We start from the raw sequence: 16,821 nt of genomic DNA, 5'->3' as shown, positions 1-16,821 counted from the left end.
GCGTCCTTCACTTGCGCATGGCCAGCCGCGCCATATGGACCTGATGCAGCGTGATCTTGCGCACCTCGGCCTGGCTGGTCTCGATGTGCGCGCGCAGAAGCATCGCGGCCTGCTCGCCGCGGTTGGCGCGAATGGCCTTGAGGATCTTGGCGTGCTCCTCGTAGGTGGCGTCGATGCGCGGCTGCTGGGTGAAGTCGAGCCGGCGGATGATGCGAATGCGGTCGGTCACGTCGCGGTGCACGCGCGCCATCTCGGCATTGCCGGCGGCAGCGACCAGGGCGCAGTGGAATTCCTCGTCCCATTGCGCGACCTGCACGGTGTCTGAACTGCGCTGCGCCGCGGGCACCAGCCAGATGCCGGCCAGGCTGTCGAGCAGGCTGCGGTCGACGCGATGGTCGCTCTCGCAGATCCGATGCACGGCGGTGGTCTCCAGCACCATGCGCAGGTCGTAGAGCTGCTCGAACTGGTCGAAGTCGAAGGGCAGCACGCGCCAGCCGCTGCGGAACAGCACCTCGACGTAGCCCTCCTGCTGCAGCCGGAACAGCGCCTGGCGCACCGGCGTGCGCGAGACGCCCAGGCGTTCGCTGATCTCGCTTTCGGTGAAGCGGTCGCCCGGCACCAGGCTGAACTCGGCAACGTCGCGCTTGAGCTGAGCGTAGACCTCGTCGGCGCGGGTGCGGAACGCTGCGTCCTCGGACGCGGGTCGGGCGGGAGCGGAGCGGGTCTTGACGGAGGTGGGCACGGCAGGAATGTTAGTCGCCCAGCGCGGCGAGCAGCTTCCGGCTCGGCGCGGTCCAGCCGACGATCCCGCCCTGGGCGCGGATCATCTCCAGCGCTGCGGCCTTGAAGGCGGGAAAGTAGCTCTCGGTGCAGTCTTCCAGCAGCAGGCTGTCGTAGCCGCGGTCGTTGGCCTCGCGCATGCTGGTCTGCACGCAGACCTCGGTGGTGACGCCCATGAAGACCAGGCTGCGGATGGCGCGCTGCTGCAGCAGGGACTGCAGGCCGGTCGCATAGAAGGCGCCCTTGCCGGGCTTGTCGATCACGATCTCGCCGTCGATGGGCGCGAGCGCATCGATGATCTGGTTGCCGGGCTCGCCGGCGACCAGGATGCGGCCCATGGGGCCGGGGTCGCCGATGCGCAGGCTCGGGTTGCCACGGTTGCGTTTGGATGGCGGGCAGTCGGCGAGGTCGGGGCGGTGGGCTTCTCTCGTGTGAACCACGAGGCCGCCTTTTTCTCGCCACGCGTGGAGCACCCGCTGCGTCGCGGGGACGATGGCCTGGAGCAGCGAGACATCGTTGCCCAGGGTCTCGCCGAAGCCGCCGGGTTCGATGAAGTCGCGTTGCATGTCGATGATGACGAGGGCCGTGCGGGCCAGGTCGCACTCGAAGACGAAAGGGTTGGCGAGGATCTGCATGCTGGTTCCCGAAAAAAGCGCATTCATGCGTGGTGGCCTCCCCCCATATGCGCCCCCAGCACATGCCGCTCCGCCGAAGCCGCCGCCGTCTCGAACACGATCCGCCCCTCGCTCATCACCACGATCCGGTCCGCCATCTCCAGCAGTTCGTCCAGGTCCTCGCTGATCAGCAGCACCGCGCCGCCGCGCGCACGCACCTGCCGGATGCGGCCATGGATCTCGGCCACGGCCGCGAAGTCCAGCCCGAACACCGGGTTGGCGGCGATCAGCACGTTGATTTCTCCAGCCAGCTCGCGCGCCAGCACGGCACGCTGCACATTGCCCCCCGAGAGGCTGCGGATCGGCGCGCCCTCCCCCTGCGTCTTCACGCCGTACTCGGCGATCCACTCGCGGGCGCGGCTGCGCCAGGCCGCGAAGTTCAGCACGCCGGCGCGCGCCAGCGGCGGCTGGTCGAAGTCGCGCAGCGCCATGTTCTCGGCAACGCTGAGATCGCCCACGCAGGCATTGCGCAGCGGCTCCTCGGGCAAGCTGCGCACTTTCAGGCGGCGGTTCTCCGCGCGGCGCGCGGCATAGGGCTCGCCCATCACCTTCACCTCGCCCGCCAGCCGGGCACGCTGCCCGACCAGCGCCTCGACCAGCTCGCGCTGACCGTTACCGGAGACGCCGGCCACGCCGAGGATCTCGCCCGCGCGCACCGCGAGGCTCAGGTCATGCACGGCCAGCGTGCCGCGGTCGCCCTGCGCGCGCAGGGCATCGACCTGCAAGGCCACGGGGGCGTCGGCACGCGTGGCTGGTTGCGCAGCGCCTGCTGCCGCCGAAGCGGCGGCGGTGTCGCCCTCGGGCGGCGGCGCCTCGCCTTCGCCCATCATCGCGGCCGCCAGGCGCGCCGGGTCGGTCTGGTCGACGCGGCAGTGATGCACCGCCTTGCCCCGGCGCAGCACGGTCACGCTGTCGGCGTAGGCCATCACCTCGCGGAACTTGTGCGTGATGATGAGCACCGTGCACAGCCCGCTTTGCGCGAAGGCGCGCACATGGCCCAGCACCTCGTCGGCCTCCTGCGGCGTCAGCACCGAGGTCGGCTCGTCGAGGATCAGGAGGCGCGGCTTCAGGTAGAGCTGCTTGAGCAATTCCAGCTTCTGCTTCTCGCCGGCGGCCAGCTCCGAAGGGCGCAGGTCCAGGTTCAGCCGGAAGGGCGTGGTCGCCAGGAATTCCTCGAGCTCGGCGCGCTTGCGCTTCCAGTCGATCACGGCCGGCGTCCGGCCGCCGGCCAGCAGCAGGTTCTCGGCCACCGTCATGCCCGGCGCCAGCGTGAAGTGCTGGTAGACCATGCCGATGCCCAGGGCGCGCGCCACCACCGGATTGGCGATCTCCTGCTCGCGCCCGTCGATCAGGATGCTGCCCTCCTCCGCGCGCTGGTAACCCGCCACGCACTTGACGAGCGTGCTCTTGCCGGCGCCGTTCTCGCCGAGCAGCGCATGCACGCTGCCGGGCTCGACGCACATGCTCACGCTGTCCATGGCGGTGAAGTCGCCGAAGCGCTTGGTCAGGCGGTAGGTGTCGAGCGCGAGCGCGCCGCTGGCGGCGGGCAAGGCGCCGATGGGAGGCTGCTGCTGGATGGCGTCGAGCATGAGCAAGGCTCCCTGCTACATCGCGGCCAGCGCATCGAGCAGCGCGGCCGAGCCGGCGTGCGCGCCGAACACGCCGCCCTGCATGGTGATCATCTTCAGCGCCGCGAGATGGTTGCCGTGGTCCGTGGCAGCGGTGCAGTCCGACAGCAGCAGGCATTCGAAGCCACGGTCGTTGGCATCGCGCATGGTCGTATGCACGCAGACGTCGGTGGTGATGCCGGCGAGGATCAGGTTCTCGATGCCGCGCGTGCGCAGCACCAGCTCGAGATCGGTCGCGTAGAAGGAGCCCTTGCCGGGCTTGTCGATCACCACCTCGCCGGGCAGCGGCGCCAGCGCGGGAATGATCTCCCAGCCCGGCTCGCCGCGCACCAGGATGCGCCCGCACGGACCGTCGTCGCCGATGCCCACGCCGCCGGCGCCGATCTGGCGGGAGCGCCAGCGCTTGTTGGCCGGCAGGTCGGCCAGGTCCGGCCGGTGGCCTTCGCGCGTGTGGATGACGTGGAAGCCCAGCGCGCGCATGCGCGCCATCGTCCGCGCGATCGGCTCGATCGGCGCCTGCACCAGCGACAGGTCGTAGCCCATCACGTCGACATAGCCGCCCTTGCCGCAGAAGTCGGTCTGCATGTCGATCACGATCAGGGCCGTGTTGTCGGGCCTCAGCGCGCCGTTGTAGGGCCAGCGGTAGGGGTCGGCAGAGACGAAGCGCTCGATGACCGATGCATTCATAGTGGCACCTTCGGGCGGCCGGGCGGCGCTCATGCCTTGTTCTCCTGTCCCTTGTAGACGCGCACCGGCGGCTCGAAGCCGAAGCCGCTGCCGTCCTTCACCTTCACCTGCTCGCTCCACGGCAGCCGGTAGCGGCCGGCCGCCATGTCCCGCATGTAGGTGTAAGGGCAATCCTGCGCGCCGCCCTTCACCGCCACGTAGCCGCGGTGGTAGAGCTGGTAGATGTTGTTCTCCACGCCCCAGCCGATGCGCGCCTCGCGCACCAGGTCGGGCCGCAGCTCGGCGGTGACGATCTCGTCGGGCCGGCCGCCGCCCTCGACCAGCACCGTACCGTCGAAGTTGCAGAACATGCCCTCGCCCATGGAGTCGAAGGTGCCGTCGCTGCCGCACATGCACACGCTCGCGGTGAAGGCCAGGTTGCAGAAGGCATTGGCCTGGTTGGTGATGCGCCAGGCGTGGCGGATCGGCGCGGTGTAGCCCGCCGTGCGGATGATGATCTCCGCGCCCTTGTAGGCGGCCTCGCGCGCCATCTCGGGGAGCATGCCGTCGTGGCAGATGATCAGCGCGAGCTTGCTGCCGTTGGGGCCCTCGCAGACCGGCACGCCGATGTTGCCGGGCTCCCAGGGCTCGACCGGCACCCAGGGATGCATCTTGCGGTAGTAGAGCTTGATCGCGCCCTGGTCGTCGATGATCAGCCCGCTGTTGTACGGATTGCCCTCGGGGTTGGCCTCCATGATCGAGAAGCAGCCCCAGATCGCGTTGTCGATGCAGGCCTGCTTGAAAGCCGCCACTTCCGGGCCGTCCAGCGTGCACATGAGCTCGGGCGCGGTGTCCATCGACAGGCCGTGCAGCGAATATTCCGGGAACACGACCAGGTCCATCGTGCCCTGGTTTCGCCGCGCCTTGGCCACCAGCTCGCAGATGCGCCGCGTCTGCGCCGCCAGGTCGTCGGAGGTCTTCACAACCGGCAACTGCAGCTGCACCAGCCCGAGGACCACCCCGTCGGCCGACTTGTTCAAACCACCCAGACCGCTCATCCGTCGTCTCCTTTCAGCGGGTCGATGAAAGCTCGCCGGGGCTGCCGGCGGCCACGCTGCCCGGCTTGCAGGTCAGCACCAGGATGACCAGCGTGAGCACGTAGGGCACCGTGTTGAACAGGTGGTAGCCCCAGCCCACGCCGATGGACTGCAGCGCCGGCCCGATCGCACCGGCGCCGCCGAAGAGCAGCGCCGCGCCGATGCAGCGCAGCGGGCTCCAGCGCGCGAAGATCACGAGCGCCACCGCGATCAGCCCCTGGCCGCTCGAAATGCCCTCGTTCCAGCTGCCCGGATAGAAGAGCGTGAGCGAGGCGCCGCCCAGCCCCGCAATGAAGCCGCCCGCGGTGGTGGCACCGATGCGCAGTCCCGCCACCGAATAGCCCAGCGCGCGCGTCGCATTGGCCGAGTCGCCCGCCATGCGCACCAGCAGGCCGATACGCGTGCGCGCGAAGGCCCACCACAACACGAGCGCGAGCACGATGCCCAGCGGCACCAGCGCATTGACCTGCAACGCCGAGCGCACCACCGGGTTCTCGCTCCAGTTGCCCAGCGGGATGGCCGGCAGCTGCGGCGCCTGCGGCTGGATCAGCGGCTTGCCCAGGTAGAAGGCGAGCCCGGTGCCGAACAGCATCAGCGCGATGCCGGTCGCGACGTCATTCACGCGATCGAGCGAGCACAGCAGGCCGTGCAGCAGCGCCAGCAGCGCACCGGCGGTCGCGCCGATCAGCACGCCCAGCCAGGCCGAGCCCGTGAGCCAGGCTCCCCCGAAGGAGGCCATCGCCGAGAGCACCAGCACGCCTTCGAGGCCGAGGTTGATGCGGCCCGACTTCTCGGTCAGGCATTCGCCGAGGCTCACGAAGAGGAAGGGCGCGCCGACGCGCAGCGCGCCGCCGACGATGCCGGCCACGAGGGCGATCCACTGGTCCGCTGTCATACGGGCTCCTTGCGCAACGGCGGCTCGGCGGCTTGCGGCATGCGGTTGCGGATCAAGGTCTTCCAGTCGACCATGCGCAGGCCCTCGCTCGCCAGGATCAGCACGAAGGCCAGGCCCTGCAGCACCAGCACCGAGGCATCGGGCAGGCCCAGGCGCCGCTGCAGCAGGCTGCCGGCGGCGCCGAAGCCGCCGAACAGGATGGCCACGGGGATGACGGCCACCGGGTTGTGGCGCGCGATGAAGGACACCAGGATGCCCGCATAGCCGTAGCCCGCGATCAGCGAGGCATTGGCGTTGGTATGGACCGCCGCCACCTCCACCGCGCCCGCCACGCCCGCGCAGGCGCCGCCGAGGCCGCAGGCCGCGAGGATCAGCCGGCTGGCAGGCAGCCCCACCAGTTGCGCGGTGCGCGGGTTGCCGCCCACCACGCGCACCGCGAAGCCGGAGGCGGTGGCGCGCAGCCACAGCCCCGAGGCCAGGCAGGCCACGATGCCGATCACCAGGCCCCAATGCACGTCCGAGCCGCCGATGCCGCCGATCGCCAGACCTTCGGCGAGCGAGCGCGTGGCCGGCTTGTTGAGGCTGGCCGGGTCGCGCAGCGCGCCCTCGACCAGGTGCTTGAAGAGGCCGATCGCGACATAGGCCAGCAGCAGGCTGCTGATGGTCTCGTTGATGCCGCGGTACTGCCGCAGCCAGCCGGCCAGGGCGATCCACAGCGCGCCGGCCAAGGCACCGGCGATGCACAGCGCGAGCGAACCGAAGACGTTGGCCGGCAGCGGCAGCACATAAGGCAGGGCCGCGCAGGCCAGGCCGCCGAGCACCACCGCGCCCTCGCCGCCGATGATGACGAGCCCGGCGCGCGCGGGGATCGCGACGCACAGCGCGGTGAGCATCAGCGGCGCGGCGCGCTGCAAGGTGTTCTGCCAGGAGAACCAGTCGCCGAAGGCGCCCTTGAAGAGGATCACCCAGACCTCCAGCGGGCTGGCGCCGGCGAACCAGACGAAGACGCCGAACAGCAGCAGCGCCGCCGCGATGGCGAACACCGGCAGGGCCGCTTCTTTCAATGCGCTGTGCATGGTCGGCTTGCGTCGAACTGGAAGATCAGCCGATCGAGCCGACCACGCCCTCGACGAGGTAGTTCATCTTCTCGAGCTCGAGGTCGGTCTGTTTCAGTGCCTTGCCGGCCGGGATGACGACGACGCCCTTGTTGTCCTTCAGCCCGCCCTGGAAGATGTCGAAGCTGCCGGCCAGCATCTTGGCCTTGATGTCGTCGGCGTTCTTCTTCGCCGCGTCGCTCACCATCGATCCGTAGGCGGACATCTTCACGTAGCCCTCCTTCAGGCCGCCGCGCAGGAAGTTGGGATGCGGCTTGCCGCTCTGCGCCGCCTCGACCGCCGTCTTGTAGGCCGTGAGCCAGTTCCACTCGGCACCCGTCAGGTAGGCATTGGGCGCCAGCTTGGCCTGGCTCGCGTGGTAGCCGCAGACCATCTTGCCGCGCTTGGAGGCGGTCTCGACCACCACCTTGGGCCCGTCCACGTGCATGGTGAACACGTCGCAGCCCTGGTCGGCCAGGCTGTTGGTGGCCTCGGCCTCCTTCACGGCCATCGACCAGTCGCCGGTGAAGATCACGCTGCAGGTGATGTTGGGCTTGACCGAGCGCGCGCCCATGGTGAAGGCGTTGATGTTGCGCAGCACCTGCGGGATGGGCTTGGCCGCGACGAAGGCGATCTTGTTGCTCTTGGTCATGTGGCCGGCGATCACGCCGTTGAGGTACTGGCACTCGTCGATGTAGCCGAAGAAGCTGCCCACGTTCTTCGGATGCTTGCCCTCGGCCCACAGGCCGCCGCAGTGGGAGAAGCGCACGTCGGGGTTCTTGGGCGCGACCGTGAGGATGTGCGGGTCGAAGTAGCCGAAGGAGGTGGGGAAGAGCAGCTTGGCGCCGTCCTGCGCGATCATGCCGGTCATGGTCTTCTGCACGGCCGCGGTCTCCGGCACGTTCTCTTCTTCCACCAGCTTGATGCCCGGCAGCTTCTTGAGCTCGGCCGCGGCCTGCGCGTGCGCCTGGTTGTAGCCGTAGTCGTCGCGCGGACCGACGTAGATCACGCCCACGGTCAGCGGCTTCTGCGCCTGCGCCAGCGCGCTCCAGCCGCCCAGGGTGGTGGCCGACGCGAGCGCGGCGAGGGACTTGAGGGAATCGCGGCGATTGAACTGGCTCATGGTGTGCTCCAAGTAGTGAGGGGTGGCTGGGGATCGGTCAGAGAGGCGTTTCAGGCGAGCAGGCTCACGTGGGCGGCGACCACGCGCCAGCCCTGATCGGTGCGCATCCAGGTCTGGCTCTGGCGCCCGGTCTTCGTGCCGCCTTCGCGGCGGAACTCGCAGTTGGCGGTGGCGAAGTCGCGGCCGTAGCTGGTGATCACGGTGCACAGCAGCTCGCGCGCCAGGCCCTGCGCAGGGCGCGATGCGCGAAAGGCCTGGATGGCCTGGTAGCCGTAGAGGTTCTCGGTGGCGCCGTAGCGCAGCGTCAGCGGGCTGTTCCAGAACAGTTCGTCGAGGACTTCGACCTTGTTGTGGACCAGCGCATCCTCGTAGCGCGCGAAGGCGGCCGCGACTTCGGCCAGCACATCGGGCAGGTTGATCTCGGGTGTCGTCATGGACTCGCTCATCCCAGCCTGGCCACCGGGGCTTGCGCCACGCCGGCCGATTCGAGCGCCGCGGCCACGCGCAGCACCAGGTCCTCGCGCCAGGGCGCGCCGATGACCTGCACGCCGATCGGCAGGCTCGCATGCGCACCCCACACCGGCACCGCACAGACCGGCAGGCCGATGCACGAGACGGGCTGGGTCAGCACGCCCATGTTGGCGCGCAACGGCAGGCGCTGGCCGTTGAGCTCGATCCACTCCGCGCCGATCGGCGTTGCCGCGCAGGGCGTGGCCGCGGCCAGCAGGATGTCGAAGCGTTCGAACACGCGCGCCGCCTGCTGGGCGTAGAGCCGGCGCACGCGCTGGGCGCGCGCCACCCAGGCCGCCGGCAGCAGCGCGCCGGCCAGGAAGCGGTCGCGCGACAGCGGCTCGAAGTCCTGCGCTCGCGCGCGCAGATCGTGCAGATGGAGTGCCGCGCCCTCGGCATTGGTGATCAGGAAGGCGGCGGCGCGCCCGGCCTCCACCATCGGCAGCTCGACCGTACGGACAGCGCCCAGCGCCGCCGCCACGGCATCGACGGCGGCCAGCGCCTCCGGCAGCGCCCGTTCCCGGAACCAGCCGCCCAGCACGCCGATGCGCAGGCCCTGTACGCCGCGCGACAGCGAGGTGAGGACCGGCTCGACGGGCCGTTGCGCGCAGCCGGGATCGCGCGGCGCCAGGCGCTCCGGGCCCTGCATTGCGTCGTAGGCCAGGGCCAGGTCACGCGCCGTGCGCGCGAAGGGGCCGAGGTGGTCGAGGCTGGAGACGAAGGGGTAGCTGCCGGTGCGCGGCAGCCGGCCGAAGGTGGGCTTGAGGCCGAACACGCCATTGAGCGAGGCCGGTACGCGGATCGAGCCGTTGGTGTCGGAGCCCAGCGCCAGCGCCACCTGGCCGGCCGCCACCGCGGCGCCCGAACCGCCCGAGGAGCCGCCCGCGATGCGCTCCAGGTCGTGCGGGTTGTGGGTGGCGCCGACATGGCTGTTCTCGGTTGTGAAGCCGTAGGCGTACTCGTCCATGTTGAGCGCGCCGACCAGCACCGCGCCGGCGCTCTCGAGGCGGCGCACCAGCGTGGCGTCGCCGCGCGCCGGCTCGCGTTCACGCTCGATCTTCGAGCCGGCCAGCGTCGGCAGGCCGGCGATGTCGAACAGGTTCTTGACCGCGAAGGGCACGCCCAGGAGCGGCAGCTCGCGCGTGCGCACGCCGTGCTCGGAGGCCAGCGAAGCATCGACCTGGCGGGCGCGCCGCAGGGCGCGCTCGCGGACCACGTCGGTGAAGGCGTTGACGCGCACGTCGGTGGCGGCGATGCGCTCCAGGCTGGCCTGCACCAATGCGACCGCGCTCACCACGCCGGAGCGCACCGCCTGCGCCATGGCCCCGGCATCCTTCAGCAGCAGCTCGGCCGGCGTCATTCGCGCGGCTCCGTCACCGCCACGGGCGAGAAATGCACCGCGGTCTCATCGTGTGGATCGAGCGGCACGGCCTCCACGATGGCAGCGAACTCCGCCGCCAGTGCGAAGTAGCGCAGCACGCCTGCGCGGTGGTCCTGCCGCAGGCGCAAGTCCAGCGCGGCCGCGGTGGCGTCGACATAGGCCTCGATCTGCTTGGGTGTCATGGCGGCGGTCCTTTCGTCTCAACACGCCGCCCACGCGAGGACCATGCCAGGAACACGGCGGAGCCGGCCTTGCCGCGCCATCGGTCCGCGTGCGCCCATGAAGGAACTGCGCGTCATGCCTGGCGGGATTCGATGTAGCGGCGCCAGCCGCCCAGGTGCGTGATGTCCTCGGCGCCCTCCAGCGCCAGCGCTTCGCAGAGAAAGCCCTGCACGCTGCTGCCGTCGGCCAGCGCGAGCGTGCCGATGCCCAGCGGCGCAGGGATCAGCGAGACGAAGCTGCCGTAGAGCGCGAGCGGCATCTGCCAGACCTCGACCGCGATCGCCGCGCCCTGCGCCGGCGCCACGCGCACCAGCCCGGGCTTGGGCGGCACCGTGCCGGGCAGCGCATAGAGCCGGTACTGCGGCGCGGTGGCGGTCTGCGCCACCAGCGTGGCGCCGCGCTCGACGAGCTGGCCGTTCAAGGGCATGCCCGAGAGATGCGCGCCGACGACCGCGAGCTTCACCAGCGGCTCCGACGGCGCGAGCGGCAGCACCTCGGGCGCCGGCAGCGGCCAGCCGGTGGCGCCCTGGGTCAGGCCGGTGGCGTGATGGAAGCGCTGGCCCAGCTCGGCCAGTTGCAGATCGCTGCCGCAGGGCCCGATCAGCGTGATGCCGAAGGGCAACCCGTCCTCGCGCAGGTCGGCAGGCACCGCGAGCGCCGCGTAGTCGAGGAGGTTGACGAAGTTGGTGTACTCGCCGAGGTTGCGGTTGAGCGCGACCGGCGCCGCGCGCATCGCCTCGATGGCGTAGTGCGCCGGGGCGGTGGGCACCAGCAGCAGGTCGATGTCCTCCCACATTGCGGCCGCGCGCTGGCCCAGCGCATGGAGCTTCGTGCGGGCATCGACGAAGTCGGCCGCGCTGTAGCGCCGGCCCGCGGCGAGGATGCCGCGCACCGGCTCGATGACGGCCTCCTCGTTGCCATCGAAGAAGCTGCGCACGGCGGCATAGCGCTCGGCCACCAGCGCGCTGTCGTAGAGCAGCGCCGCGGCCTCGGCGAGCGGCGCGTAGTCGATGGCGACGGGCGTGCCGCCCAGGGCCCGCATCTGCCCGAGGGAACGCTCGAAGGCGGCGGCCGACAGCGCGTCGCCGAAGAAGCGCGGCGCACGCGGCACGCCGAAGCGGAAGCGCGCCGGCAGCGGCCGCGTGGCGAGTGCGAGGCGGCGTGCGTACGGGTCTTCGGCATCGAAGCCCATCCCCGCCTGCAGCACGCGCACCGCCAGGCCCACGGTCGGCGCGAAGATCGACACGCAGTCCACGCTCTGCGCCGCCGGCACCACGCCGCGCGCGCTGATCAAGCCGCGCGAGGGCTTGAGGCCGACGATGTTGTTGAGCCCGGCCGGCACGCGGCCCGAACCCGCGGTGTCGGTGCCCAGCGCGAAGTCCACCTCGCCGGTGGCGACCGCATAGGCCGAGCCGGAGCTCGAGCCACCGCTCACATAGCGCGCATCGAAGCTGTTGGGCACGGCGCCGTAGGGCGAGCGCGTGCCGTTGAGGCCGCAGGCGAACTGGTCGAGGTTGGTCTTGCCGACGAGGCTTGCACCGGCATCGAGCAGCCGCTGCACCACATGGGCATGGGCGGCCGGCGTGCGCGCAAAGGCCGGGCAGGCGGCGGTGGTGGGTACACCGGCGACATCGATGTTGTCCTTGGCGGCGAAGCGCAGACCGGCAAGCGGGCCGTGCGCGGCGCCTGCCAGCGGCGGATCGATGCGCGCGATCCAGGCCTGCGCGGCAGCCGCTCCACCGTCCAGCGCCGGGGCCTTGCCGCGCGGCGAGGCTGTTTCATGCACCATCATCAAGCATCCTGTCTTGTGTACAAGACGAGATGCAAGCTGCGTGCCAGCGGAGCGGGTCCCTCGGAGGGACGGTCAGTGCCCTTCGATTGCGAGGACGATGGCGCCCGGGCTGGCGTCGGACGAGATGGCGATGTGCCGGCAGTCGCACTTCGACTCACGCGAATGGATGGCCGGGGCGAACGAGGCCGCATGGACGATCACATCGACGCGGCCGAAGACTTCGGTGGCTTCGTCGATGAAGCATTGCATGCTCTTGGGCTGCGTGACGTCGAGCGCCTGGTAGTGTGCCGAGCCGCCGGCATCGACGATCTCGTGGGCGAGCGCGTACAGCCGGCCGATCCCGAGCGCGCCCAGCATCACCTTGGCACCGCGCCCGGCCAGCAGCCTGGCGGCGGCTTCACCGACCTCGCTGCTGGCGCCGGTGATGGCGACGACTTGTTCCTGGATTCCCGACATGCTGCGCTCCTTGAAGAAGGCCCCCGGCGCAAGTGCGGCGAGGACAGGAACGAAGTCTAGGAACGAGGTGGCTGCAGGCGGTAGCCGATTCGGGGGCGCTTCTTGCCCGATCCTGCAAAGGCGAAGTGGGGAGCCGGGGGCTCGATCTAGCTCCGCTTGGCGGCGCGATAGAGCCCTTCGACCTTGGGCACGTTGGCCTCGAGCTTGGCGATGCGGTCGGGCCCGCTCGGGTGCGTCGACAGGAAGCTCAACCCGCCTTGGTTCTTCGAGGCCTGGCCCATCTTCTTCCACAGCGACACCGCGGCCTGCGGGTCGTAGCCGGCGCGCGCGGCGAGCTCGAGCCCGACCAGGTCGGCGTCGGTCTCGTCGGTGCGGCTGAACTTGAGCGTGAGCAGCTGCGTGCCGGCGCGCGCGGCGAGATCGCCGGCCTGGCCCAGGCCCAGCAGCTGGGCGCCGATCGACAGCGCCGCGCCGGTGCCGGCGCTCTTGGCCAGTCGCGCACGCGCATGCTCGCGCAGCGCATGCGCCATCTCGTGGCCCATGACCATCGCGACCTCGTCGTCCGTGAGCTTGAGCTGGTCGAGGATGCCGGTGAAGAAGGCGATCTTGCCGCCCGGCATGCAGAAGGCGTTGATCTGCTTGCTGCCGATCAGGTTGATCTCCCACTTCCAGCGCGCGGCGCGCTCGTTCCACTGGGCCGCGAAGGGAATGACGCGCGCCGCGATCGTGCGCAGGCGCTGCAGCTGCGGGTTGCCGTCGCCGGCCAGCGCGCCCTTGGCCTTGGCCTGCGCCAGCAGTTGGCCGTACTGCTGCACGCCGGCCTGCTCGACGTTCTCGGCCGGCACCAGGTTGCGCGCAACCGAGGACTTGCCGACCTCCACCTGCGCCAGCGCCGGCGTGGCCGCCGCCGCGGCGGCCACAAGAAGAAAGGCACGGCGACCCTGCCAGGGGCCGGAGCGGGAGGGGCAGTGCAGGCACATGCGGGAATAATAAGAGAGCCTCAAAGACCTTCCTTCATGCCCCTACCCCCGGCTGACCAGACTCCCCCCGCCCTGCCCTGGCGCGATGCGCTCAAGGTGTACCTCGAACCCGCGACCCTGCGCATGCTCGCGCTGGGCTTCTCCGCGGGACTGCCCCTGCTGCTGGTGCTGGGCACGCTCAGCTTCCGGCTGCGCGAGGCCGGCATCGACCGCACCACCATCGGCTACCTGAGCTGGGTGGGCCTCGCCTATGGCTTCAAGTGGGTGTGGGCGCCGCTGGTGGACCGGATGCCGGTGCCGCCGCTGACCACGCTGCTCGGCCGGCGCCGCGGCTGGCTGCTGCTGGCACAGCTGATCGTGATCGCCGGGCTGGTGGGCATGGCCTTCAACGATCCGCGCGCCGGGCTTGCGCCGCTGGTGTGGTGCGCCCTGCTGGTGGCTTTCGGCTCGGCCACGCAGGACATCGCGCTGGATGCCTTCCGCATCGAATCGGCGGCCACGCGCAAGCAGGCCGCGCTCGCGGCGGCCTACCAGACCGGCTACCGGCTCGCGATGATCTGGGCCGGCGCCGGCGTGCTGTGGATCGCGGCCTGGGCCGAGCTCGCCGGCAACGCCGGCTACCAGGACGGCGCCTGGAAGACCGCCTACCTCGCAATGGCCGCCTCGATGGCGGTGGGCGTGCTCACGGTGCTGCTCTCCCCCGAGCCGGCACGCGTGGCGCTGCCGAAGGCGAAGAACGCGGCCGAGTGGCTGGAGAGCGTGCTGATCGAACCCTTCGCCGACTTCTTCCGCCGCTACCGCTGGCAGGCGGCGCTGATCCTGGCGCTGATCGCGGTCTACCGCATCAGCGACGTGGTGATGGGCATCATGGCCAACCCCTTCTACGTCGACATGGGCTTCACCAAGGACGAGGTGGCCACCGTCAGCAAGATCTACGGCGTGGTGATGACGCTGGCGGGCGCCTTCGTGGGCGGCGTGCTCTCGATGCGGCTGGGCGTGATGCGGGTGCTGATGCTGGGTGCGGTGCTGAGCGCGGCCAGCAACCTGCTGTTCGCCGGGCTGGCCTCGCGCGGGCACGACCTGACGGCGCTGGTGCTGGTGGTCTCGGCCGACAACCTGGCGGGAGGCATCGCCTCGGCTGCCTTCATCGCCTACCTGTCGAGCCTGACCAACGTCAGCTACTCCGCCACGCAGTACGCGCTGTTCAGCTCGCTGATGCTGCTGCTGCCCAAGTTCATCGCGGGCTATTCCGGCGCCTTCGTGGACGCCTACGGCTACCACGCGTTCTTCACCGGCACGGCGGCGCTGGGCGTGCCGGTGCTGCTGCTGGTGGCGCTGGCGGCGAGGAAGGTTCCTGCGCGGCGGGCTGGCGTCGCCTCCGAAGTGGCGCCATAATGGCTCCATTTTGGAGGCACCTGTGGCAAACCTTTCGGTCAAGGATGTGCCTGACAGCGTGGCGGAGCGGCTGCGACAACGCGCGGCGCGCAACCACCGCTCCCTGCAGGGCGAGTTGATGGCCATCATCGAGCAGGCCGCCTACGAGTCGGAGCCGGTCCCGGCGCCCGCACCGCGGCCCGCCGTCGTCGGCGTCGGCTGGGGCGGTCGCCCGATCTTTCGGCGCGGCAGCAAGCCCATTGAGCAGATCGCAGCCGAACACCGGGCGCGCTTCCCTGAACCCATCCGCGGCGGCCCCGACGCGGTGGACATCATTCGCGCCGAGCGCGACGCCCGATGAGCCGCCGGGCCGCTCCCAAGGCGAATAGCACCGCAGCGCGTAGCGCGGAGGTTGCCTTGTGAGCGCTCCGGCGCCTGCCTTCTACGTTGCCGAGCCGCCGGCGGCTTTCAACGTGCGCCCGCCGATCGTGGTGGATTGCAGCGCGCTGAGCGCCGTCCTCTTCGACGAGCCAGCGCGCGACGAAGCCCTGGCACGGCTGGTCGGCCGCAGCCTGCACGCCCCCCACCTGCTCGACCACGAGATCGTGAGCGTCGCCCTCAAGAAGGGGCGAAAGGAGGGGCCGGCCGAGGCGTTCGCGCAGGCGCTGCGCGACTACGCCGCTTCCGACATCGACCTTCATCCCGTCGACCTGGCCGCGCAGTACGAGTTGGCGACACGCTACGGGCTTAGCGCCAACGACGCCGCTTACCTCTGGCTGGCCGCCGAGCTCAGGGCGCCGCTCGCCACTTTCGACCGCCGGCTCGCCGAGGCGGCCCAGGCGCACCTGGACACCTTGTCCTGACGGCGCCGTAGGACATTCACGCCTCCGCGATCGGCGAAGTAGCTGGTAGGCTGTGACGTTTTTCACGTCCTGCATCACCGCCTTACCGTGCCGCCCTCCCGCATCCCTCCCCTCCAGATCAGCGCCTTCACCGCAACCTCGGCCGTCGGTGTCGGCAAGGAACCCCTGCTCAGCGCGCTCGAGCAATCGAAGAGCAGCCTGCGCGCCAACGACTTCGGCGCCACACCGCTTCCCACCTGGATCGGCCGCGTCGACGGCCTCGAAGAAATCAGCCTGCCCGAAGACCTGGCGTCCTGGGACTGCCGCAACAACCGCCTGGCCTGGCTCGGGCTGCAGGCCGACGGCTTCATCGAGGCGGTGGCCGCGGCGCGCAAGCGCTACGGGCCGGCACGCATCGCCTTGATCCTGGGCACCTCCACCTCGAGCATCGGCGAGACCGAGCTGGCCTACACGCAGCTCGACGCCGACGGCAGTTTCCCCGAGGATCAACGCCGCCCGCGCGTCCACACGCCGCATTCGCTCGCGATGTTCGTGCAGGAGGCGCTGGGCCTCGAAGGGCCGTCCGAAACCATCTCCACCGCCTGCTCTTCCAGCGCCAAGGTCTTCGCCTCGGCCGAGCGGCTGATCCGCCTGGGCCTGGTCGACGCGGCCGTGGTGGGCGGGGTCGACACGCTGTGCGGCAGCGTGCTGTTCGGCTTCAACTCGCTCGAGCTGGTCTCGCCGGAGCCCTGCCGCCCCTTCGATGCCGAGCGCAACGGCATCAGCCTCGGCGAGGCCGCGGGCTTCGCGCTGCTGGAGCGCGGCCCGGGCCGGCTCGAGCTGCTGGGCTACGGCGAGGCGAGCGATGCCCACCACATGTCCACGCCCCACCCGGAAGGCCTGGGCGCCGAGCGGGCGCTCGACGACGCGCTGGCGCGCGCCGGCCTGGCGGCCGAGGCCATCGACTACATCAACATGCACGGCACGGCCAGCGCCAAGAACGACGAGGTCGAGGGCGCGCTGGTGGCGCGCCGCTTCCCGCCGGGCACCCATGCCAGCTCGACCAAGGGCTTCACCGGCCACACGCTCGGCGCGGCCGGCATCGTGGAGGCGGTCATCAGCCTGCTGGCCATCGAGCGCGGGCTGATGCCGGGCACCGTCAACACCACCGTGCCCGACCCAGGCTGCGGCCCGCAAATCCGGCTGCAGCCCGCGCACGGCGAAGTGCGCTACGCGCTGTCCAATTCCTTCGGCTTCGGCGGCAACAACTGCGCGCTGGTGTTCGGCAAGGGGGCGGCGGCATGAGC

General features: G+C 70.5%; 18 protein-coding genes. 4 read left to right on the top strand and 14 right to left on the bottom strand.

What is annotated here, in order from left to right; translation table 11 throughout:
- Positions 1–7: 7 nt before the first annotated feature.
- From AC3A6X_RS19105 to AC3A6X_RS19040, 14 genes are all read right to left on the bottom strand, one after another.
- Positions 8–742, bottom strand: a complete 735-nt coding sequence (locus tag AC3A6X_RS19105) for a GntR family transcriptional regulator (protein WP_487843662.1) — start codon at positions 740–742, stop codon at positions 8–10.
- Between the two features lie 10 nt (positions 743–752).
- A complete protein-coding gene (locus AC3A6X_RS19100; protein ID WP_487843707.1) occupies positions 753–1,415 on the bottom strand; it encodes a cysteine hydrolase family protein in 663 nt (220 codons plus the stop codon).
- 23 nt (positions 1,416–1,438) lie between these two features.
- The gene (locus tag AC3A6X_RS19095; RefSeq protein WP_487843661.1) at positions 1,439–3,043 is read right to left on the bottom strand and encodes an ABC transporter ATP-binding protein; all 1,605 of its coding nucleotides are present in this window, start codon (positions 3,041–3,043) and stop codon (positions 1,439–1,441) included.
- A gap of 15 nt (positions 3,044–3,058) precedes the next feature.
- Positions 3,059–3,769: a biuret amidohydrolase gene (biuH, locus tag AC3A6X_RS19090; RefSeq protein WP_487843706.1), complete on the bottom strand. Its 711-nt coding sequence runs from the start codon at positions 3,767–3,769 to the stop codon at positions 3,059–3,061.
- A gap of 29 nt (positions 3,770–3,798) precedes the next feature.
- Positions 3,799–4,806 carry a formamidase gene (locus AC3A6X_RS19085; RefSeq protein ID WP_487843660.1) on the bottom strand — a complete coding sequence of 336 codons (1,008 nt, stop codon included), beginning with the start codon at positions 4,804–4,806 and terminating at the stop codon, positions 3,799–3,801.
- A gap of 13 nt (positions 4,807–4,819) precedes the next feature.
- Complete coding sequence (locus AC3A6X_RS19080) at positions 4,820–5,740, bottom strand: ABC transporter permease (RefSeq protein WP_106559486.1); 921 nt, start codon at positions 5,738–5,740, stop codon at positions 4,820–4,822.
- Positions 5,737–6,816 (bottom strand): ABC transporter permease, encoded by a 1,080-nt coding sequence (locus AC3A6X_RS19075; RefSeq protein ID WP_487843659.1) that lies wholly within the window; start codon positions 6,814–6,816, stop codon positions 5,737–5,739. The genes AC3A6X_RS19080 and AC3A6X_RS19075 overlap by 4 nt, the downstream gene beginning before the upstream one ends.
- Positions 6,817–6,841: 25 nt before the next feature.
- Positions 6,842–7,957: a BMP family ABC transporter substrate-binding protein gene (locus AC3A6X_RS19070; protein ID WP_487843658.1), complete on the bottom strand. Its 1,116-nt coding sequence runs from the start codon at positions 7,955–7,957 to the stop codon at positions 6,842–6,844.
- A 50-nt stretch (positions 7,958–8,007) separates the two neighbouring features.
- Positions 8,008–8,391, bottom strand: a complete 384-nt coding sequence (gene hpxZ, locus AC3A6X_RS19065) for an oxalurate catabolism protein HpxZ (protein ID WP_487843657.1) — start codon at positions 8,389–8,391, stop codon at positions 8,008–8,010.
- An 8-nt stretch (positions 8,392–8,399) separates the two neighbouring features.
- Complete coding sequence (locus tag AC3A6X_RS19060) at positions 8,400–9,827, bottom strand: AtzE family amidohydrolase (RefSeq protein ID WP_487843656.1); 1,428 nt, start codon at positions 9,825–9,827, stop codon at positions 8,400–8,402.
- Positions 9,824–10,030 (bottom strand): DUF4089 domain-containing protein, encoded by a 207-nt coding sequence (locus AC3A6X_RS19055; protein WP_487843655.1) that lies wholly within the window; start codon positions 10,028–10,030, stop codon positions 9,824–9,826. Before AC3A6X_RS19055 ends, AC3A6X_RS19060 begins: the two co-directional genes overlap by 4 nt.
- Positions 10,031–10,143: 113 nt before the next feature.
- Positions 10,144–11,862, bottom strand: coding sequence for an allophanate hydrolase (atzF, locus tag AC3A6X_RS19050; protein ID WP_487843654.1), 1,719 nt, complete (start codon positions 11,860–11,862; stop codon positions 10,144–10,146).
- Between the two features lie 72 nt (positions 11,863–11,934).
- Positions 11,935–12,318, bottom strand: a complete 384-nt coding sequence (locus AC3A6X_RS19045) for an SDR family oxidoreductase (protein ID WP_487843653.1) — start codon at positions 12,316–12,318, stop codon at positions 11,935–11,937.
- Positions 12,319–12,464: 146 nt separating this feature from the next.
- Positions 12,465–13,298: a M48 family metallopeptidase gene (locus AC3A6X_RS19040; protein WP_487843705.1), complete on the bottom strand. Its 834-nt coding sequence runs from the start codon at positions 13,296–13,298 to the stop codon at positions 12,465–12,467.
- A 36-nt stretch (positions 13,299–13,334) separates the two neighbouring features.
- On the opposite strand from AC3A6X_RS19040, the gene AC3A6X_RS19035 reads away from it, so the two are divergent.
- The 4 genes from AC3A6X_RS19035 (at position 13,335) to AC3A6X_RS19020 (ending at position 16,819) form a co-directional block, all read left to right on the top strand.
- Positions 13,335–14,693: an AmpG family muropeptide MFS transporter gene (locus AC3A6X_RS19035; protein WP_487843652.1), complete on the top strand. Its 1,359-nt coding sequence runs from the start codon at positions 13,335–13,337 to the stop codon at positions 14,691–14,693.
- A gap of 22 nt (positions 14,694–14,715) precedes the next feature.
- Positions 14,716–15,033 (top strand): FitA-like ribbon-helix-helix domain-containing protein, encoded by a 318-nt coding sequence (locus AC3A6X_RS19030; RefSeq protein WP_487843651.1) that lies wholly within the window; start codon positions 14,716–14,718, stop codon positions 15,031–15,033.
- A gap of 58 nt (positions 15,034–15,091) precedes the next feature.
- Positions 15,092–15,535 carry a type II toxin-antitoxin system VapC family toxin gene (locus AC3A6X_RS19025; protein WP_487843650.1) on the top strand — a complete coding sequence of 148 codons (444 nt, stop codon included), beginning with the start codon at positions 15,092–15,094 and terminating at the stop codon, positions 15,533–15,535.
- An 87-nt stretch (positions 15,536–15,622) separates the two neighbouring features.
- The gene (locus tag AC3A6X_RS19020) at positions 15,623–16,819 is read left to right on the top strand and encodes a beta-ketoacyl-[acyl-carrier-protein] synthase family protein (RefSeq protein ID WP_487843649.1); all 1,197 of its coding nucleotides are present in this window, start codon (positions 15,623–15,625) and stop codon (positions 16,817–16,819) included.
- The last annotated feature ends 2 nt before the right edge of the window (positions 16,820–16,821 follow it).

This window comes from Variovorax sp. Soil_C_12 (assembly GCF_057657375.1).
This window is presented reverse-complemented; position numbering and strand designations above follow the sequence as displayed.